The organism is Paraburkholderia sp. JHI869 (assembly GCF_038900775.1).
Classification (GTDB): Bacteria; Pseudomonadota; Gammaproteobacteria; order Burkholderiales; family Burkholderiaceae; genus Paraburkholderia.
This window is the reverse complement of sequence record NZ_JAYMSC010000010.1, coordinates 80,413-100,348: the sequence shown is the minus strand read 5'-3', so window position 1 is coordinate 100,348 and position 19,936 is coordinate 80,413. Positions and strand designations below refer to the sequence as shown.

17 protein-coding genes are annotated in these 19,936 nt (G+C 66.4%); 11 read left to right on the top strand and 6 right to left on the bottom strand.

Translation table 11 applies throughout. The annotated features are described in order from the left end of the window. Positions 1–337 precede the first annotated feature (337 nt). Both VSR72_RS18570 and VSR72_RS18565 read right to left on the bottom strand, forming a co-directional pair. Positions 338–682 carry a DUF4148 domain-containing protein gene (locus VSR72_RS18570; protein WP_342953812.1) on the bottom strand — a complete coding sequence of 115 codons (345 nt, stop codon included), beginning with the start codon at positions 680–682 and terminating at the stop codon, positions 338–340. Positions 683–874: 192 nt separating this feature from the next. Then, on the bottom strand, positions 875–1,495 hold the full coding sequence (locus tag VSR72_RS18565) for a DNA-3-methyladenine glycosylase (RefSeq protein ID WP_342953811.1): 621 nt from the start codon (positions 1,493–1,495) through the stop codon (positions 875–877). Positions 1,496–1,712: 217 nt separating this feature from the next. Between VSR72_RS18565 and VSR72_RS18560 the strand changes: the two genes are divergently transcribed. Beyond that, positions 1,713–2,105: a hypothetical protein gene (locus VSR72_RS18560; RefSeq protein WP_342953810.1), complete on the top strand. Its 393-nt coding sequence runs from the start codon at positions 1,713–1,715 to the stop codon at positions 2,103–2,105. Positions 2,106–2,111: 6 nt separating this feature from the next. Here the strand turns inward: VSR72_RS18560 and prpR are convergent, their stop codons facing one another. Next, positions 2,112–4,160, bottom strand: coding sequence for a propionate catabolism operon regulatory protein PrpR (gene prpR, locus VSR72_RS18555; protein WP_342953809.1), 2,049 nt, complete (start codon positions 4,158–4,160; stop codon positions 2,112–2,114). Positions 4,161–4,394: 234 nt separating this feature from the next. On the opposite strand from prpR, the gene prpB reads away from it, so the two are divergent. The 6 genes from prpB to VSR72_RS18525 all read left to right on the top strand — a co-directional run bounded on the left by prpB (position 4,395) and on the right by VSR72_RS18525 (position 11,223). After that, the gene (gene prpB / locus VSR72_RS18550; protein ID WP_342953808.1) at positions 4,395–5,285 is read left to right on the top strand and encodes a methylisocitrate lyase; all 891 of its coding nucleotides are present in this window, start codon (positions 4,395–4,397) and stop codon (positions 5,283–5,285) included. Between the two features lie 37 nt (positions 5,286–5,322). After that, positions 5,323–6,489 carry a 2-methylcitrate synthase gene (gene prpC / locus VSR72_RS18545; protein WP_342953807.1) on the top strand — a complete coding sequence of 389 codons (1,167 nt, stop codon included), beginning with the start codon at positions 5,323–5,325 and terminating at the stop codon, positions 6,487–6,489. A 137-nt stretch (positions 6,490–6,626) separates the two neighbouring features. Continuing rightward, positions 6,627–9,224, top strand: a complete 2,598-nt coding sequence (gene acnD / locus VSR72_RS18540; RefSeq protein WP_342953806.1) for a Fe/S-dependent 2-methylisocitrate dehydratase AcnD — start codon at positions 6,627–6,629, stop codon at positions 9,222–9,224. Positions 9,225–9,282: 58 nt separating this feature from the next. Beyond that, positions 9,283–10,473 carry a 2-methylaconitate cis-trans isomerase PrpF gene (gene prpF / locus VSR72_RS18535; RefSeq protein WP_342953805.1) on the top strand — a complete coding sequence of 397 codons (1,191 nt, stop codon included), beginning with the start codon at positions 9,283–9,285 and terminating at the stop codon, positions 10,471–10,473. A gap of 184 nt (positions 10,474–10,657) precedes the next feature. Next, positions 10,658–10,855 carry a type II toxin-antitoxin system VapB family antitoxin gene (locus VSR72_RS18530; RefSeq protein ID WP_342953804.1) on the top strand — a complete coding sequence of 66 codons (198 nt, stop codon included), beginning with the start codon at positions 10,658–10,660 and terminating at the stop codon, positions 10,853–10,855. Then, entirely contained in the window at positions 10,852–11,223 is a 372-nt protein-coding gene (locus VSR72_RS18525; RefSeq protein ID WP_342953803.1) for a PIN domain-containing protein, read from the top strand. The genes VSR72_RS18530 and VSR72_RS18525 overlap by 4 nt, the downstream gene beginning before the upstream one ends. Positions 11,224–11,246: 23 nt before the next feature. On the opposite strand, the gene VSR72_RS18520 is transcribed toward VSR72_RS18525, so the two are convergent. Then, entirely contained in the window at positions 11,247–12,119 is an 873-nt protein-coding gene (locus VSR72_RS18520) for a peptidoglycan DD-metalloendopeptidase family protein (RefSeq protein WP_342953802.1), read from the bottom strand. Between the two features lie 645 nt (positions 12,120–12,764). Between VSR72_RS18520 and VSR72_RS18515 the strand changes: the two genes are divergently transcribed. Together VSR72_RS18515 and VSR72_RS18510 are read left to right on the top strand one after the other, a co-directional pair. Beyond that, complete coding sequence (locus tag VSR72_RS18515) at positions 12,765–13,862, top strand: OpgC domain-containing protein (RefSeq protein WP_342953801.1); 1,098 nt, start codon at positions 12,765–12,767, stop codon at positions 13,860–13,862. Positions 13,863–13,988: 126 nt separating this feature from the next. Then, complete coding sequence (locus VSR72_RS18510) at positions 13,989–14,843, top strand: alpha/beta hydrolase-fold protein (RefSeq protein ID WP_342953800.1); 855 nt, start codon at positions 13,989–13,991, stop codon at positions 14,841–14,843. 36 nt (positions 14,844–14,879) lie between these two features. On the opposite strand, the gene VSR72_RS18505 is transcribed toward VSR72_RS18510, so the two are convergent. Beyond that, positions 14,880–15,947, bottom strand: a complete 1,068-nt coding sequence (locus VSR72_RS18505; RefSeq protein ID WP_342953799.1) for an AI-2E family transporter — start codon at positions 15,945–15,947, stop codon at positions 14,880–14,882. A gap of 359 nt (positions 15,948–16,306) precedes the next feature. Between VSR72_RS18505 and VSR72_RS18500 the strand changes: the two genes are divergently transcribed. After that, the gene (locus VSR72_RS18500) at positions 16,307–16,606 is read left to right on the top strand and encodes a DUF3331 domain-containing protein (RefSeq protein WP_158759490.1); all 300 of its coding nucleotides are present in this window, start codon (positions 16,307–16,309) and stop codon (positions 16,604–16,606) included. A gap of 25 nt (positions 16,607–16,631) precedes the next feature. Here VSR72_RS18500 and VSR72_RS18495 read toward each other — a convergent pair whose 3' ends face one another. Continuing rightward, on the bottom strand, positions 16,632–17,132 hold the full coding sequence (locus VSR72_RS18495; RefSeq protein WP_342953798.1) for a thioesterase family protein: 501 nt from the start codon (positions 17,130–17,132) through the stop codon (positions 16,632–16,634). Between the two features lie 246 nt (positions 17,133–17,378). Between VSR72_RS18495 and VSR72_RS18490 the strand changes: the two genes are divergently transcribed. Beyond that, positions 17,379–19,931, top strand: a complete 2,553-nt coding sequence (locus VSR72_RS18490; RefSeq protein ID WP_342953797.1) for an adenosylcobalamin-dependent ribonucleoside-diphosphate reductase — start codon at positions 17,379–17,381, stop codon at positions 19,929–19,931. The last annotated feature ends 5 nt before the right edge of the window (positions 19,932–19,936 follow it).

The following is a 19,936-nucleotide window of genomic DNA, read 5'->3' as shown; positions in this document are numbered from 1 at the left end:
ATGTGAAAAAACGCCCAATCCCGACGGGGTTGGGCGAAGCCACCTTTCGGCGGCGGAGGTTCCACGCATAAAAAATCGCGCGAAGGTTTGCGCGGTGGCGTGCGACAAAGGCGGAACAGTGTCCGCCTTCGCCGGTATCGGGTGGGAGCCTTGCTGGGTGGGGGCGCGGTCAGCGCGCCCTGCGCGAACGTGTCCGCCCGCTCGAAGCGTGCGGGCATCGGCTTGCGCGGGATCGGCCAGCGTGTGGCCGATCGATGTCGCATGCGCCAGTGTCCGGGCGGCTATCCGCTTGCTTGCCCGCCTGGTTGCCCGCCTGGTTGCCCGCTTAGTTGCCCGCTTAGTTGCCGAAGTACACCGACTGCGACGGGCGCATCGTGGCCGGCTGGCCCGACTGCGCCGAGCCCGAGGTCGACGGGCCATAGCCGCTCGTTTCGGCTGCCGGCGCTTGTTGCGCCAGGCCTTCCTGCTGGTTCACGCGCGCTTCGGCGGCCTGGATGTCGCTCGGGTACGTCGCGTCATTGGCGGTAGCCGGGTTGTAGCCGGCCTTCTCGAGCTGGATCAATTCGGACTTCACTTCGGCGCGCGTGACCGGACCGTTGTTTTGCACCTGGGCAAACGAAAGGGCCGGAGCAGCCACGAGTGCGGCGACGAATGCAGCTTGAATCAGGGTACGGGACTTCATGGTCATTACCTCCATCACTTGTTTTATGCCGGCGGCGGTGTCTGATTGCACCGCCGAACCAGTGATTTCAGTCTATTGAGACAAGAGACCAGGGGAAACCCTTAATTTGAGAAAATACACTTTCAACCCACGCAACAATGCCGCGCGCATGAGGCGTCCGGCGAGACCCTTGCGGCGTGGCGTCCGCGCCGGTCACAGTTGGGCGACGGTGCCATCCAGCAGCTTGCGCGGCCCGCTCACGAACCGGCTGCCCAGTTCGTAGAAGCGCAGCGGCCGGTCCGTCTCCCGTGAGAGCCCGATGCGCGTCGTCACACCCACGGGCCGCGCCGGTTCGTCAACGCGGCCGATCCAGAGTCCGTGCCCACGGCACAGGTCGACGCCGTCGAGGGCCGCCGCAATGCCGAACGCCCGCGAGAGCCGCCCCGGCCCGCGCGCGAGATCGCGCAGCGGGACGCCAGGGCGCAGCGCCTCCATCGCGCCGATGCCCTCGAGCGGCTCCAGTGCGCGAAACAGGATGCCGGCGCCGACATCCACGGCTTCGCTCGACATGTTGAACATCCAGGCGCTGCCGTAGGTCAGCCGCACGTGCGCATGACCGCGCTCGAGGAACATCGCGGCGTTATAGGGCCGCCGACCGATGTAGGCATAGCTCGTGGAGTCGCCCACCGGATACGCCTCGACTTCGACGAGCCGCCCGGCCATGCGCCCGCGCGCCAGGTCGCGCACGAGATATTTGCCGACCATGTAGCGCGCCAGCTCTGCGGTGTCGAGCGGCAGGTCGTCGCGGCGCAGCGGCAGGATCGTCATCGTCATCGAAGCGTTCTCAGGTGGATCGGCATCGGAATCGCGTTTTCGCGGATCGGCAGAGTGTAGCGCCGCCGCGCCCGGCCACGGCTTACCCACAGGCCACCGGCCATTGCGCTACCATCGTCCGCATCTCTGCGCGAACGGTTCGCGCTACCTCATGATCCGGCGCGCGTCGCGTGACCATTCGTCACGACCCGGCGAGCGCCACCGAAGGAGCCGCAAGATGAACGAACAAAGCGCGATTCAATTCCTCTCGACCGTGCGCAAGCCGCTGCTCACGCTGCACAAGGCGATTCTCGACCACGAGCGCAAGGAGTACGAACGCGAGTTCGGGCCGGTCACGCCGGCGGCCTTCCTGCAGGTGCTTATCAACGGCTCGGGCTTTCGCTGGCTCATGCCGCTCTCGACGATAATCGCCAACGTCGACGAAACCCTCGACGCAAAGGACGCAAGCCCCGACGATCGCATCGGTGCGGCGCAAGGCGTGGCCGCGCTCTTTTCCGGCGAGGAATCGGCGGAGTTCTACGAGCGCTATCAGGCCTTGTTGCAGGCGAGCCCCGAGATCCTGCATTTGCATGGGACTGTGGCGCCGCTGCTCAACGCGCTGAAGAACTAGGCGGCTTCAACTGCGCGGCGCCTTACGAGGCGCCGTGTCCACTGCCGCTTCACCCTGTACGCCGCCACGCTTGCCCTTCGCGGCGGAAAGGCGCCGCCAGAGCGTCGTCTTGCTGATGCCGAGCATCTCGCACGCGCGGTCGCGATCGCCGTTGCAGGCGTCGAGCGCGGCGCGGATCTCGTCGGCTTCGGTGTTGAGGCTGCGCTCGCGCAGCGTAAGCGCGCCATCTGCTGCCACCGCTGCGGCGCCACTCGCAGTGCGGCGCGACTCGAACACCTCCGGCGCGATCGCGCGCAGCACATCGGGCGCGAGCACGTCCTCTTCCGAATCCGCCAGCTCCACCACCATCCGCTCGACCACGTTCTGCAGCTCGCGCACGTTGCCGGGCCATGCGTGCCGCGTGAGCGCGCCGCTCACCAGCGCGAGCGTGCGCGCCGCGTCTTCGGGCGTGCGGATACGCACGGCCACGCGCGGCTCGCGGCGCGAGGCCTGGAACAGCAGCTCGCTCGCCAGCAACGGGATATCGGCGCCGCGCTCGCGCAACGGCGGAATGGCGAGATTGAGAATGTTCAGGCGATAGAACAGATCCGAGCGAAACTCGCCCGCCTCGATCTGCTCGGTGAGCGCGCGGTGCGTAGCGGCAACCACGCGCACATCCACGCGCGTAGGTTCCGTGGCCCCCAGGCGCACCACTTCGCGCTCCTGCAGCACGCGCAACAGCCGGCTCTGCAACGGCAATGGCATCTCGCCGATTTCATCGAGAAAAAGCGTGCCGCGGTGCGCCGCCTCGATGAGCCCCACCTTGCCGCCGCGCCGCGCGCCCGTGAACGCACCCTCCTCGTAGCCGAACAGCTCGCTCTCCAGCAACGCTTCGGGAAACGCGCCGCAATTCATGGCGACGAACGGAAAGTCCCGCCGCGGGCTCTCGCGATGAATGCCCTGCGCGATCATCTCCTTGCCGGTGCCGCTTTCGCCGCGGATCAGCACCGTGGCATCCGACTTCGCATAGCGCCGCGCGAGCTGGCGCACGCGCTCGATGCCGGGCGTTGCGCCGCTCAGGTCGTCCAGCCGGTAGCGCGCGACGAACTGCTGTGTGCGCTGGCGCGAGCGCAATGTGCGGTCGAGCCGCTCCACCGCGCGCGACTCCTGGAACGTGAGCACGGCGCCCGTCGTCACGCCGTTGTCGACGAGCGGCCCGCGATGCACGACATAGCTCACGCCGCGTACGGTCTCGAGCGATTCGCCGTCGGCTTCTGGCAGCGAGAAGGCGATATCGGGCGCAAGCGCCGCGAGCGACTGCCCCGCCGCCGCCGCCGGATCGATGTCGAGCACGGCGGCGAGGCGCTGGTTGATCGCCTCGACGCGGCCACGCGCGTCGAGCGCCACCACGCCATCGCGCAAATGTTGCAGCACGCTGTCCAGCCGCTGACGGCGCTGCGTTTCGCGCCACGTGGCCTGGACGAGATCCAGCGCGTTGTCGAAGGCCGCGCGCACCGAAGGCCGCGAGTAGACGAAAAACGGGACGAGCCCGAGCCGCGCCGCGAGGTCGTTGACGAGGCCCGGCCCGACTACCGCGCCCACGCCGCGGTCGCGCAGATCGAGCACGCAGGCTTCGGCGTCCTGGACTGTGCGGTACTGACCGAACACCACGTTGATGCCATAGGCCGTGGCGAAGCGCTGCACTTCCGCAGGCGTCTCGCCATAGGTGACGAGCGCGACGAGCTCGGCTTCGCGCCGCGCGCGGGCGAGCGCCTGCATGACGTCGAAGCCGGTGGGTTGGACAAGCACGACGGGCAGGTCGATGCGCGCCTTCAGGTAGGTGCCGTTCGAGCCCGCCGCCACCACCACGTCGGGCCGCTGATTCGGCCCCGCGGCGGCGATTTCGGCCACCGCCTCCTCGAAGCCGCGCGGCACCACGCGCAGGTCCGCGAGTTCGTCGTATTCGCCGGCGATGTCGCGAAACAGGTCGCGCAAGCGGCTGATGCCCATGGCCCATACGCGCGGGCGGATGCCGGAAAAAGCGGTGGAGGAAGCGGGGGCGGGATAGCGGTTCATGGTGTCCAACGATACGGTGACGCGGCGGCGAGGCGGGGCCCGGAAGCCAGCCGTCAGCCCGATTTCGCATTATCGCGCGTCGATTTCATTTTTGAAATCACGATTTCATCCCGGAAATCAGGGTCGGCAACCGACCAGCGTAAATCCGGCGCAAAATCAACGCGTTAGCCTCGTTACGCAGAGCTGGCACGCTATCTGCAGTATGAGTCGGCGATTCAATTGGAGACATCACGCATGAACAACAAATTCCCCGCTAGCGCCGGCGCGAAATTCCGCGCAGCCGTAGCCGCCGAACAACCGCTGCAGGTCGTCGGCGCCATCACCGCGTATGCGGCCAAGCTCGCGCAGGCGACCGGCTTCAAGGCCGTTTATCTCTCGGGCGGCGGCGTGGCCGCCAACTCGCTCGGCGTGCCGGACCTCGGCATCAGCTCCATGGACGACGTGCTGATCGACGCCCGCCGCATTACCGACGCCGTGGACATCCCCCTGATGGTCGACATCGACACCGGCTGGGGCGGCGCCTTCAACATCGCGCGCACGATCAAGTCGTTCATCAAGGCGGGCGTCGCAGCCGTGCACCTGGAAGACCAGGTGGGCCAGAAGCGCTGCGGCCACCGTCCGAACAAGGAGGTCGTCGCGACCGGCGAAATGGTGGACCGCGTGAAGGCCGCCGTGGACGCGCGCACCGACGACGGCTTCGTCATCATGGCCCGCACCGACGCGGCCGCCGTGGAAGGCATCGACGCCGCGATCGAGCGCGCCGTGGCCTACGTGGAAGCGGGCGCGGACATGATCTTCCCCGAAGCGATGAAGACGCTCGACGACTACCGCCGTTTCCGCGCCGCCGTGAACGTGCCGATTCTCGCCAACCTCACGGAATTCGGCTCGACGCCGCTCTTCACGACCGAAGAACTGAAGAGCGCGAACGTGGATATCGCGCTCTACTGCTGCGGCGCGTATCGCGCGATGAACGCCGCCGCGCTGAACTTCTACGAGACCGTCAAGCGCGACGGCACGCAAAAGGCGGCCGTCTCGACGATGCAGTCGCGCGCAGACCTCTACACCTACCTCGGCTACCACGCCTACGAAGACAAGCTCGACGCGCTCTTTGCCGCGAAGAAGTAACCCTGCCCATACATAGATACAGAGAGAGGAAGACACCATGAGCGAAGCAGAAAACACCACGCAAGCCGCAGGCGGTTTCAAGCCGAAGAAGTCCGTCGCGCTTTCGGGCGTGGCTGCAGGCAACACGGCGCTGTGCACCGTCGGCCGCACCGGCAACGACCTGCACTACCGCGGCTATGACATTCTCGATCTCGCCACCGCCTGCGAATTCGAAGAAGTCGCGTACCTGCTCGTGCACGGCAAGCTGCCGAACACGGCCGAACTGGCCAGCTACAAAGCGAAGCTCAAGGCGCTGCGCGGCCTGCCCGCCGCCGTGAAGACCGCCCTGGAAGCCGTGCCCGCCTCGGCGCACCCGATGGACGTGATGCGCACCGGCGTCTCGATTCTTGGCACCGTACTGCCCGAGAAGGACGATCACAACCTGCCGGGCGCGCGCGATATCGCCGACCGCCTGATGGCGTCGCTCGGCTCGATGCTGCTGTACTGGTATCACTTTTCGCACAACGGCAAGCGCATCGAAGTCGAAACCGACGACGACTCGATCGGCGGCCACTTCCTGCACCTGCTGCACGGCCGCGCGCCCTCGAAGTCGTGGGTCGACGCGATGCACGTATCGCTCAACCTGTACGCCGAGCACGAGTTCAACGCCTCGACGTTCACGGGCCGAGTGATCGCGGGCACGGGCTCGGACATCTACTCCGCCATCACGGGCGCGATCGGCGCGCTGCGCGGTCCGAAGCACGGCGGCGCAAATGAAGTCGCGTTCGAGATCCAGTCGCGCTACGAAAACGCCGACGACGCAGAAGCCGATATCCGCGCGCGCGTGGAGAAGAAGGAAGTCGTGATCGGCTTCGGCCACCCGGTGTACACGATTTCGGACCCGCGCAACAAGGTCATCAAGGAAATCGCGAAGAAGCTCTCGAAGGAAGAGTCGAACATGAAGCTGTTCGACATTGCCGAGCGCCTCGAATCGACGATGTGGGAAGTCAAGAAGATGTTCCCGAACCTCGACTGGTTCAGCGCCGTGTCGTATCACATGATGGGCGTGCCGACGGCCATGTTCACGCCGATCTTCGTGATCGCGCGCACGGCGGGCTGGAGCGCGCACATCATCGAGCAGCGCATCGACAACAAGATCATCCGCCCGAGCGCGAATTACACGGGTCCGGAGAATCTGAAGTTCACGCCGATCAGCAAGCGCTAATCGACGCATACCAGTCGGCCGGACGGACTACGACGTTCGGGCGACTGGGAGACGGCGGCGCGCGCGTATAGAGTGAGGACATTCGCTCACTGCGCGCGCAGCCGCCGCAAACCCACTACACATTTGGTCCCCAAGCCGTGAATACCGCCTACCGCAAGTCCCTCCCCGGCACCCGGCTCGATTACTTCGACGCGCGCGAAGCCGTCGAGGCCATCCAGCCCGGCGCCTACGACACGCTGCCGTACACCTCGCGCGTGCTCGCCGAAAACCTCGTGCGCCGCTGCGACCCGGCTACGCTCGCCGCATCGCTCAAACAGCTCATCGAACGCAAGCGCGACCTCGACTTCCCGTGGTTCCCGGCGCGCGTGGTGTGCCACGACATCCTCGGGCAAACCGCGCTCGTCGACCTCGCCGGCCTGCGCGATGCGATTGCCGATCAGGGCGGCGACCCCGCCAAGGTGAATCCGGTCGTGCCGGTACAGCTGATCGTCGACCATTCGCTCGCCGTGGAATGCGGCGGCTTCGATCCGGACGCGTTCAACAAGAACCGCGCGATCGAAGATCGTCGCAACGTCGACCGCTTCGACTTCATCAACTGGACGAAGAAAGCGTTCAAGAACGTCGACGTGATTCCTCCGGGCAACGGCATCATGCACCAGATCAATCTGGAGAAAATGTCGCCCGTGATCCAGGCACGTGAAGGCGTGGCGTTCCCCGACACCTGCGTGGGCACCGACAGCCACACGCCGCACGTCGACGCGCTGGGCGTGATCGCCATCGGCGTGGGCGGCCTCGAAGCCGAGAACGTCATGCTCGGCCGCGCCTCGTGGATGCGACTGCCCGATATCGTCGGCGTGGAGCTCACAGGCAAGCGCCAGCCCGGCATCACCGCCACCGACATCGTGCTCGCGCTCACCGAATTCCTGCGCAAGGAAAAGGTCGTCGGCGCGTACCTGGAGTTCCGTGGAGAAGGTGCGTCGAGCCTCACGCTCGGCGACCGCGCCACGATCTCGAACATGGCGCCCGAATATGGCGCCACGGCGGCGATGTTCTTCATCGACAACCAGACGCTCGACTATCTGCGCCTCACGGGCCGCGAAGAAGAGCAGGTCAAGCTCGTCGAAACGTACGCGAAGACGGCGGGCCTCTGGGCCGATACGCTCGCGCACGCGCAGTACGAGCGCACGCTCACGTTCGATCTGTCGAGCGTGGTGCGCAACATGGCCGGCCCGTCGAACCCGCACAAGCGTCTGCCCACGTCGGCTCTCGCCGAGCGTGGCATTGCAGGCAAGTGGGAAGAAACGCCGGGCCAGATGCCCGATGGTGCGGTCATCATCGCCGCCATTACGAGCTGCACGAACACGAGCAATCCGCGCAACGTGATCGCAGCCGCGCTGCTCGCGCGCAACGCGAACGCGCGCGGCCTCACGCGCAAGCCGTGGGTGAAGAGCTCGCTGGCGCCGGGCTCCAAGGCCGTCGAGCTTTACCTCGAAGAAGCCAACCTGCTGCCGGATCTGGAAAAGCTCGGCTTCGGCATCGTCGCGTTTGCCTGCACCACGTGTAACGGCATGTCGGGCGCGCTCGATCCGAAGATCCAGCAGGAAATCGTCGACCGCGACCTGTACGCCACCGCCGTGCTCTCGGGCAACCGCAACTTCGACGGCCGCATTCATCCGTATGCGAAGCAGGCGTTCCTCGCCTCGCCGCCGCTCGTCGTCGCGTACGCGATTGCGGGCACGATGCGCTTCGACATCGAGCGCGACTCGCTCGGCACGGACCAGGACGGCAAGCCCGTATACCTCAAGGACCTCTGGCCGACCGACGAAGAAATCGACGCCATCGTCGCGAAGAGCGTGAAGCCCGAGCAGTTCCGCAAGGTGTACGAGCCGATGTTCGCCGTTACGGCGGAAAGCGGCGAGACGACCGACCCGCTGTACGACTGGCGCGCGCAAAGTACCTATATCCGCCGCCCGCCGTACTGGGAAGGCGCGCTTGCTGGTGAGCGCACGTTGAAGGGGCTGCGCCCGCTCGCCGTGCTGGGCGACAACATCACGACGGACCACCTCTCGCCTTCGAACGCCATTCTGGCGAACAGCGCGGCCGGTGAGTACCTCGCGAAAATGGGCCTGCCCGAAGAGGACTTCAACTCGTACGCCACGCACCGCGGCGACCACCTCACGGCGCAGCGCGCGACCTTCGCGAACCCCACGCTCATCAACGAGATGGCCGTGGTGGACGGCGCCGTGAAGAAGGGATCGCTTGCGCGCATCGAGCCGGAAGGCAAGGTCACGCGCATGTGGGAAGCCATTGAAACCTACATGGAACGCAAGCAGCCGCTCATCATCGTCGCGGGTGCGGACTACGGCCAGGGTTCGTCGCGCGACTGGGCGGCCAAGGGCGTGCGTCTCGCGGGCGTGGAAGTGATCGTGGCGGAAGGCTTCGAGCGCATTCACCGCACGAACCTGATCGGCATGGGCGTGTTGCCGCTGGAGTTCAAGGCGGGCACGAACCGCACGACGCTCGGCATCGACGGTACGGAAACCTATGACGTGATCGGCGAGCGCACGCCGCGCGCCGACCTCACGCTCGTGATTCACCGCAGGAACGGCGAGCGCGTGGAAGTGCCGGTCACCTGCCGACTCGATACGGCCGAAGAAGTGTCGATCTACGATGCAGGCGGCGTGCTGCAGCGTTTCGCGCAGGACTTCCTTGAATCGTCGCAGGCAGCGGCATAAACGAGAAACGGGCGGCGCAGTGGCGACACATGCGCCGCCCTTCGTTTCAGGACAACACATGGCACACGTAGCTCAGATCAAAATCCCCGCCACCTACATCCGCGGCGGCACCAGCAAAGGCGTGTTCTTCCGCCTCCAGGATCTGCCCGCCTCCGCGCAGAAGCCGGGCGAGGTGCGCGACAAATTGCTCATGCGCGTGATCGGCAGCCCCGACCCGTACGGCAAGCAGATCGACGGCATGGGCGGCGCCACCTCCAGCACGAGCAAGACCGTGATCGTGGCGAAGAGCAGCAAGCCCGACCACGACGTGGACTACCTGTTCGGCCAGGTCGCCATCGACAAGGCCTTTGTGGACTGGAGCGGCAACTGCGGCAATCTTTCGGCGGCAGTTGGCCCGTTCGCGATCAGCGGCGGTCTCGTCGACCCGAGCCGCGTGCCCGACAACGGCATTGCGACCGTGCGCATCTGGCAGGCCAACATCGGCAAGACCATCATCGCGCATGTGCCGATGACGAACGGCCACGTGCAGGAAACGGGCGACTTCGAGCTGGATGGCGTGACCTTCCCCGCCGCCGAAGTGCAGCTCGAATTCCTCGACCCGGCCGCCGAAGAAGAAGGCGCGGGCGGCTCGATGTTTCCCACCGGCAACCTCGTGGACGACCTCGAAGTGCCGGGCGTGGGCACGCTCAAGGCCACGATGATCAACGCGGGCATCCCGACGATCTTCGTGAACGCCGAAGCCATCGGCTACACGGGCACGGAACTGCAGGACGCGATCAACAGTGACGCGCAGGCGCTCAAGAAGTTCGAGACGATCCGCGCGCACGGCGCGCTGCGCATGGGGCTCATCAAGAACCTCGACGAGATCGCCACGCGCCAGCACACGCCAAAGATCGCCTTTGTCGCGAAGCCCACGGGCTATACAGCGTCGAGCGGCAAACGCGTGGAAGCCGGCGACGTGGACCTGCTGGTGCGCGCCATGTCGATGGGCAAGCTCCACCACGCCATGATGGGCACAGCGGCCGTGGCGATCGGCACGGCGGCGGCCGTTCCCGGCACGCTCGTGAATCTCGCGGCGGGCGGCGGCGAGCGCAGCGCGGTGCGCTTCGGGCATCCGTCGGGCACGCTGCGCGTGGGCGCCGAGGCGCGCCAGGAAAACGGCGAATGGACGGTCACGAAGGCCATCATGAGCCGCAGCGCGCGCGTGCTGATGGAAGGCTGGGTGCGGGTGCCGGGAGACGCGTTTTAAGGAGCGGTCTTAAGAGGCGCGCTGTTCGCGGTGATTAAAAAACCGCCCTGACGCTGTGTGCGTCAGGGCGGTTTTGCTTTAGCGCAGTGTTTTTCCAACTAAACGACAGGACCGGCCTTGGATACATCGAAATCCGCATCATTTGATGCTAGATTTAATGCCTGTACTTTGAGAGGTCACTGCCATGCGCACCACCATCGCTCTCGACGACGACTTGATCGCCAAGGCCCAGGCCTATACCGGTCTGGAAGAAAAGACGACGCTCGTGCGCGAAGCCCTCAAAGCCCTTATCCAACGCGAGGCGGCGAAACGGCTTGCGAACCTGGGCGGCAGTCAGCCCGGCATCGTGGCTGCGCCGCGCCGCCGGACGAATGCCGAATGATTCTGGTCGACACGTCGATCTGGATCGAACATTTCAACGCCGCCGATCCCCTGCTGATGGGCCTGCTCATCGACGAGCGCGTGCTCGCACATGCTTATGTAATCGGGGAAATTTCGCTAGGCAGTCTGCGCGAGCGCGACGTCGTGCTCGGCGCGTTGCGCGACTTGCCGGCCGCACCCATCGCCACGGCGGAAGAAACGTTCTATCTGATCGAGCAGGCAAAGCTGACCAATCGCGGCATCGGCTACGTCGATACGAGCCTGCTTGCGTCGGCCCGCCTGCAACCGGGCGTCACGATCTGGACGCGAGACAAGCGACTCGATAAGGTTGCCGGCGAACTCGGTCTCGCCGCGCAAATCGGGCACTAGAAACGCGACGCCGTGCGTCGCACTCAGCCCTGCGGCGACGAAGGCAAATACGGCATCGGATCCACCGGCTTCCCGTCGCGGCGCACCTCGAACAGCACCGCCACGCGGTCGTTGTTCTCGCTGCCCATCTCGGCAATTTGCTGGCCCTGGTGCACCATGTCGCCGGTCTTCACGAGCAGTCTGCGGTTGTGCGAATAGGCCGTGAGGAAGTCCTTGTTGTGCTGGACGATGATCAGGCTGCCGTACTCGTTCAGGCCCGTACCCGCGTACATGACCTTGCCGTCGGCGGCGGCAATCACCGGGTCGCCGGCCTTGCCCGCGATCTCGATGCCGCGCGTCGTGCCCGGCGCGAACGGCTCGACCACGCGGCCATGCGCCGGCCAGACGAGCGCGACGCTATTCGCGTGACGCCCCACTTCGGCGGCAACCTGGCGGTTGCCAGCCGCGTTCGCGGTGGAATTCGCTGCTGCGCCGCCAGCCTGGGGCGCGGCGGCCTGCACCGTGATCGTCTGCTTCGAAACCAGCTTGATCGACTGACCAGCACGCAGGTGACCGTTCGGCTTCAGGTGGTTCCAGGCGGCCAGGTCCTTGACCGAAACGCTGTGCTTTTGCGCGATGCGCTGAAGCGTGTCGCCGCGGCGCACACGCACGTACGTGGTCTTCGTGACGACGCGCGTGACGGGCGCGCTCGCCGCCTGTTGTGCGCTGCTGGCGTCGGCGGTCGCTGCATCCGAAGCCGGGGTCGCGGCTGCCGCCGTGTCGGGCTGCGGTTGTTGCGGTTGCTGCTGGTTCATGCCGGCACAGCCGCCCAACAGGGCCGCCAGTCCCAGCGCGGCCCAGAAGCCTTTGAGACCGTTGGTACGCTGACCGTGGCCGATACGATCGTCTTCGAACATTGCTCTCTCCTGCGGCGCTAGCCGCCGTGCGATGCAGCGAGTGGCGCCTGGGACGGTCTGCTGCGTGTGCCGCGCTCCCGCCCTCCTGGCGTCACGGCTCGCCTGCACCGGACCCGCTTCGATCTGCGTCTAAATCGACAGCATTTCGAGCGATAAACATTCAACGCACGCCATCGCTGCAATAACGAACGAGCGTGCCATCTCAAAATCGATCCGGCATTGTAAAGCGCAACTCCACTAAATCAGCCCAGGGAGAACACTTTGAAACAAATGTTAATTAGCCGAATTCTCGCCTCATAAAAGCACCGGCAAAGGGCCAGAAGGAAGCGCCCAAACCCGCGTCAGCGCGGCGTTTGCCACACTGGCATGATCGTGCCCCTTCCGCTGACTTATCGGCACACGTCCCAGAAACTTGAACGGCGCACCGGCGGCGCCTACTGAAAGGTATTTGAAATTACGTTAGTATCGGCGACGTCAACGTAAACCCGTATCTGGCGGGAACCCTTGCGTATTCTTCAGGTCTTTTCCTGCGCGCCCGAATTCCCGATTTTTCCAGGCAGGTACTTCCAGCATCTGCCCGCCCGGCTCGTTCCGCATCATCGGCTGCCTCGTGCGCCCCATGCCGGCCCGGCCTGCTGCCCAAACATGTCAAAGTCATCCAACCGTCTAGTCGAACTCGATTTCTTCCGCGGCCTCGTCCTGCTCATCATCGTCGTCGATCACATCGGCGGCAGCATCGTCTCGCGCGTCACGCTGCATGCCTACGCGCTGTGCGACGCGGCCGAGGTGTTCGTCTTCCTGGGCGGCTTCGCCACGGCCACCGCGTGGGCCGCGCTCTGCGCGCGCCGCACTGAAGCCGCGGCACGGCAGCGCTTCGTGAAGCGCGCGTTCGAGATCTACCGCGCGTTCGTCGTGACAGCGCTGTTGATGCTGCTCGTCACCGCGATTCTCGTTGCGTGCAACGTGGACGCGCCCAACCTCGCCACCACCGATCTCGACGACCTCACGCTCGCGCCCGCCGCCGCGTTGCGCGACATCGTGCTGCTGCGCCGCCAGCCGTATCTGGCCGGCGTGCTGCCGATGTACGCCTGCTTCGCGCTCGCCGCCCCGCTCGCGCTGCCGCTCGCGCGCACGCGACCGTGGCTGCTGCTGGCCGTGAGCCTCGCGCTCTGGGGCGTCGCACCGCACCTGGCGCCGTGGCTGCCGCACGTCGAAGACGTGCAATGGGACTTCAACCCGTTCGCCTGGCAGTTGATGTTCGTGCTCGGCGTGATCGCGCAGGCGCAACCCGTGTTCCAGCGTGTGAGCGAGCACCGTTTGGGCAAGCTCGTCACGCTCGCCGCACTCGCCGTCGTGGCGGGCGCGGCGATCTATCGCCTGCAGCTCGGCAACGTCGCGCTCGACGGCGACTTCAAGCGCAACCTCGCATGGTTTCGCGCGCTCAACTTCCTTGGCATCGCGTGGCTCACGGCGCATTTCATCCGTCTGGGCTGGGCGAAGCGCGTGGCGCTATCGCTGCCGTGGGTGGGTCTCGTCGGCCAGAAGGGGATGCTCTCGTTCGTGGCCGGCGCCGTAATCTCGCTCACGGTCGATTCGGTGCTCTACTGGTACACGGACGGCTATCTGAACGTGCCGCTCGGCCTGTGCGCCGACGCCGTCGCGATCACCGCGTTGCTGCTCGTTGCGCGCGCGTCCGATCCGCTCAAGCGTCTGCTGCCTTCGCGCGCCAAAGCTTCCGCCTGAAACGACCCCGCTCGCAGGCCATGCACTGCGCACCGGCTCGCCGACCACGGCTTCCGGCGCGCACGAGCGGCTGCTAGCATGGTGACCCCGCGCCGCCGGCGCGCCACTGCCCTCGATGTCCCTGCCATGCGCAGACTCCTTCGCTCCGCGCTGCTCCCGCTCGCAGTCTCCTGCGCGGCATTCGTCACGCCGGCCGCACCTGCCGCGGCGAGCACGATCGCAGTCCGCACGTTCCACGCGGCGGCACTCAACCGCGAGTGGCCCTACCTGGTGTATCTGCCGAACGGCTATCGCGCGGATCAACGCCGCTACCCGGTGCTCTACCTCCTGCATGGCAACAACGGCGAGCCGATGGACTGGGTCGCGCAAGGCCAGCTTCAGACCACCGCCGATACGCTGATCGCCCGTCACGAGATCCCGCCCGTGGTGATCGTGATGCCGCAGGGCGGCACCGACTGGTACGTCGACCGCAAGGAAAAGATGGAGACGGCCTTCTTCGAGGACTTGCTGCCCGAGATCGAGTCGCACTTCGCGGTGGACAACGAGCGCGACGGCCGCGCGATCGGCGGCGTCTCGATGGGCGGATTCGGCGCGCTGCGCTACGCGCTGGAGCACCCCGACATGTTCTGCGGCGCGCTGCTGCTTTCGCCAGCGGTCTACGCGAGCGACCCGCCGCCCAGCTCGGCGGCACGTCACGTAGGCGTGTTCGGCGACCATCAGTTCGATGCGCAGATCTGGCGCACGCTCAACTATCCGGCGCTCTGGAAGCCCTATTTCGCGCGGCCCTGGCGCGTGCCGTTCTTCATTGCCGCCGGCGACGACGACCTCGTGATCCAGGCCGAGTCGTCGCTGCTCTACACGCGTCTGCGCGAGGCGGGCAACACGGCGGCGCTGCGCATCGTGGACGGCGGCCACGTGTGGCCGGTATGGCGCGAACTGCTGCCGGCCGCGCTCAAATACACGCTCGCCTGCTTCCGTTGAGCGAGGCCCGCGACGCGTCTCGCCGCGAAGTGCGCATCACTCCGCCCAGTTCACCCAAAGCACCATCAGCACGGTCATGAGCGCCGGGCCGATGAAGATGCCGATCAACCCGAAGGTCGTCGCCCCGCCCAGAATGCCGAACAGCACGAGCAGAAATGGCAGACGCGTGGAATTGCCGATCAGTACGGGCCGCACGAAATGCTCGGCGACGAACACCACGACGAATCCCCAGACCGCAAGCACAGCAGCCGCGATCAACGAACCCTGAATGACGAGCCACAGCGCCGCGCCGCAGAACACGATGGGCGCGCAAAACGGCAGCATGGCCGCGATGGCGGTCACGGTGCCGAGCAGCGCCGCGTGCGGCACGCCGGTCGCGATATAGGCGGCCGCCAGCAGCACGCCCTCGCCCAACCCCACGACCACGAGCCCCGTGACCGTGGCGCGCACGGCGGCGGCCATGCGCTGCAAGAGCTGCGCGCCGTCGGCGCCGAAGGCGCGGCGCGCACCGCGCATCACCGTGGCCGAAAGGCGCGGGCCCGCCCTGAAGATCACGAACAGCGTGACGAGCATGAAGCCGAACGTCATCGTGGCGTGGGCGGCGCGCGCGCCGAAGTGGCGGCCGAACGAGGCGATGGTGTCGCCGTGCAGGCTCTTCATCGCCGGGGAAGCCTTGAGCGGCTGGGCAAGATTGGCCTGCCACCAGTCGCTCACCTGGCGGCTGCCCACCGGCAGATGCGAAACGAAGTCGGGCACCGGCACGCCGTTCTCCTGGGCGTCGCGCAACCAGAGGTAAAGCTCGTGAGCCTCGCCGCCGGCCTGGATGGCCGTGACGGCGATCGGCAGGAGCACGAGCAGGCCGATCGCGGCGGTGAGCAGCGTGGCGATCAGCGTCTTGCGGCCCTTGAACCAGGCGCGGCGCTCGATGGCCTGATAGGCGGGCCACAGGACGATGGCGAAGACGCTCGCCCAGGCTACGGCGGGCACGAACTCGCGCACGATCCACAGCGCGAGCAGCACGAGCGTGGCGTACAGCACCGCGGAGGCGGCGCGCTGGATTTTCTGCTCGTTTGCGGAGTTCGGAGCAGGCGGACGATGAATCATGTAACCTCGTGAAAATTCAAAAACAAGTGCCCAGGTTTCGGGGCTGCGCAGCGCAGCAAGTCAGGCAAACCGGGCCGGTCTTTCCTCAGATTCACATCTGCCCCAGCCGTTCCGTCCCCACCCTGAAACGCCCTACTGGCGTCCGTTTTCGGGCCGCTCGATGTCGCGTTACGTACAACAGTGCGTTGCACAAATTCGAGATGTCGACCCTAATCAGCCGCAAACCCCCATTCCTTCGTTAATCGCAACGTGTCGCAGGGCGATTGTTGCTGAAAATGGAATGGTGTTTCAACGGCGACAGAATGGCACTTGTCGGCGCGCAGGAATACATTCGCGGCACCACACTTACGGAGCCGACAATGAAGAAAAAAGCGTGCCTCTCGCTTGACGGAGCCAACGGTGAGCGTATCGAGATACTCGAGCAGACGGATACGGCGCTCGTGATCCGCTGGGTCGAACCTGGGCGCTGCCATTATGGCGAACAGCGCTGGCGCCGTCGTTCGGCGCACTCTTCGGGCACCTGCGCCGTGTCGCGCCGCAAGATCCGCCGCGGCGACGCCGTGTTCAAGCCGGCCGAGCGCCCCGCGCCGCTGAACGCCTCCGTCATGATCGCAGCCGAAGTGTTCGGCGACCTCATCGGCGCGGAACTGCCGAAGTAAGCGCAGCGACGTCGCCTGAGCGGCTTCAAGCTGGCGCACGAGGCGCAAGCGAGATAGCCCGCGCGGCATGACGCGGCGCGAAGCCCGCCGACGCAGCGCACAACGCCGCCACCCGCGCGAGCACATCGGCGTCGAAAGCCACCGCGCGCGGGCCCGAGCGGTCCACGTGCAAGAGCAATTGCTCGCTCGCCGAAACCGGCGAGGCGGCGGCATCGTCAATATCGCCCGCGAACATCTCCAGATACAGACGCACGCGTTTCGCGTCGTGCCCGATCACCCGGACGTCGACGCGCACCCGCGCGCCCTCCTTGATCTCGTGCAGATAGTTCAGGTGCGCTTCCAGCGTGTACATCGACCGCCCGCGCGCATCGCGCACTGCCGCATCGAGCCCGATGGCGTCGAGCAGCGCGTCGGTCGCGTAGCTGTAGATCAGCATGTAGAACGCGTCGCGCAGATGGCCGTTGTAATCGACCCACTCCGCCCGCACCGTGTCGCGGTAGACCACGGGCGCCGTTTCGTTCGTCATCCAGTCCCCTCTCCCGTCTCCACAATCGGTGCCCGCGTGCAGGCGGGAGCAGTGTAACCGCAGACCCGCTTTGGCCGCCGCGACGCGCGCAGGCTCCGGCGCCGCCGCATGTGCGCTCAGGTCGCCGTGCAAGCCGCCCGCCGCTGGGGTAAGGTTGAACGGTCGCGGCACAGCCGCCACGCTGCAAACCCCGTTCTCACGCCCTTCAACCGCCGCCTTGCGTGCGGCGCATCGCGAGGCCCGGCCATGGCAGAAAACACGCCCCCGCTTCCGTTTCCCCCGCAGCAGTTCTCCCTCGACGTGATGCTCGAGAAGTACGCCAAAGGCGACGAGCAGACCGCCGACGACATCTATCGCCGCGTCGCGCGCGGCGTCGCGCAGGTCGAACCGCCCGCGCTGCGCGCCGAGGTCGAGGCGCGCTTCGTCGACAACCTGCGCAACGGCGCGCTGGGCGCGGGGCGGATCATGAGCGCAGCGGGCGCCGGCATCGAAGCCACGTTGATCAACTGCTTCGTGCAGCCGGTGGGCGACAGCATCCAGGGCGTGGACGACGAAGGCCGCCCCGGCATCTACGTCGCGCTGCTGCAGGCTGCCGAAACCATGCGGCGCGGCGGCGGCGTGGGCTACAACTTCTCGGCGATCCGGCCGCGCGGCGCGCACGTGAAGTCGACGGGATCGAGCGCGTCGGGCCCGTGCAGCTATATCGACGTGTTCGACGCCTCGTGCCGCACTGTGGAAAGCGCGGGCTCGCGTCGCGGCGCGCAGATGGCCGTGCTCGACTGCGATCACCCCGACCTGCCCGAATTCATCGAGGCCAAGCACTCGAAGGGGCGCTGGAACAACTTCAACGTCTCGGTCGCGGTGACCGACGAGTTCATGCGTGCCGTGGAAAACGACGCGCCCTGGCAGCTCGTGCATCGCGCCGAGCCCTCGCCCGCGCTGCGCGCCTCGGGCGACCTGCAGCGCCGCGACGACGGCCTGTGGGTCTACGCCGAAACGCGCGCCCGCGCGCTGTGGGACACGATCATGCGCTCGACTTACGACGTGGCCGAGCCGGGCGTGGTGTTCATCTCGCGCATGAACGAGGACAACAACCTGCGCGCGCTGGAAAGCATCCGCGCGACCAACCCCTGCGGCGAGCAGCCGCTGCCCGCCTACGGGTGCTGCAACCTCGGACCGCTCGACCTCACGCGCTTCGTGATCGAGCCGTTCGCGCAAATGCGCGGCGGCAAGCCCGATTTCGACTGGAACGCGCTCGCCGCGCGCACGGGCACCCAGGTGCGCTTTCTCGACGACGTGCTCGACGCCACGCTCTGGCCGCTGTCCGAGCAGCAGGCGGAAGCGGCGGCCAAGCGGCGTATCGGCGTGGGCTTCACGGGGCTCGGCGACACGCTCGTGATGCTGGGCATCCGCTACAACACGCCCGAAGGCTGCGAATTCGGTGCACGCATCGGGCGCACGATGCGCGACGCCGCCTATCGCGCGTCGGTCGAACTCGCGCGCGAGCGCGGCGCGTTTGCCCTTTTCGACGCGAGGACGTACCTCGAAGAAGGCACCTTCGCCTCGCGCCTGCCCGACGACCTCAAGGCCGAGATCCGCGCGCACGGCATCCGCAACAGCCATCTGCTTTCCATTGCGCCCACGGGCACGGTGAGCCTCGCGTTTGCCGACAACGTCTCGAACGGCATCGAGCCCGCGTTCTCGTGGACCTACCAGCGTACGCGCCGCATGGCCGACGGCAGCCGCGAAACCTTCAACGTCGAAGACCACGCGTGGCGTGTGTACCGCGAACTGGGCGGCGACGTGAACGCCCTTCCCGCGTACTTCGTGAGCGCGCTGGAAATGAGCGCGCAGGAACACGTGGCGATGATGGCGGCCGTGCAGCCGTACGTCGATACGTCGATCTCGAAGACCGTCAACGTGCCCGCCGACTATCCGTTCGAGGACTTCGAAAACCTCTATCTCGATGCATGGCGGCGCGGCCTCAAGGGACTCGCGACCTACCGGCCCAACGAGACGCTCGGCGCGGTACTGCAAACACTGCCTCCCGAAACTGCCGCAACGGCCGACGACGCTCTCGGCGATGCCCTGCTCGACCCGCTGCGCGTGGCAATCGACCATCGGCCCAAGGGCGAGTTGCCCGCCGTGATCGAGAAGATCGAATACATCACGCAGACGGGCAAGGTGTCGCTCTACGTGGCGGTGTCGTTCCTCGAAGTGACGGGTCAGGTGGGCGGCGAGGCGGTGACGATCGAGCGGCCTATCGAGTTCTTCATCCCCGTGGGCCAGCGCGACGAGCAGCAGCAATGGATCACGGCGACCATGCGTTCGCTCTCGCTCGCGGCGCGCGGCGGGTTTGTCGCCCGCAACTTGCAGGATTTGCGCAAGGTGTCGTGGGATCGCGGCCAGGTACGCTATGGCGAAACGCAGCGCCTCGACGGACGGCGCATTCCGCTGTGGCACGACTCCGAGGTCGCGGCCATCGCCTATGCGATCCAGCAGATCCTGCATCGGCGCGGCTTTCTCGATGCCGAGGGGCGGCAAGTGCCGTCGCGGCTGCTCGCGCAGCGGCGTGACGGTGCGCTGGCCGCACAATTCACGGGCAACGCGCGGGCCGGCGCGGAGCATCCCGGCGACCAGGTGCTGAATGGCGACAACGCACTGCCCGCCGATGGACAGCACGCGTTCGCCCACGCGATGCTCGGCCGCAAGTGCGGATCGTGCGGGGCGAATGCGGTGATCCGCAAGGACGGGTGCGACTTCTGCACGGCATGCGGAGAGATTGGGACTTGCGGTTGAGGCCT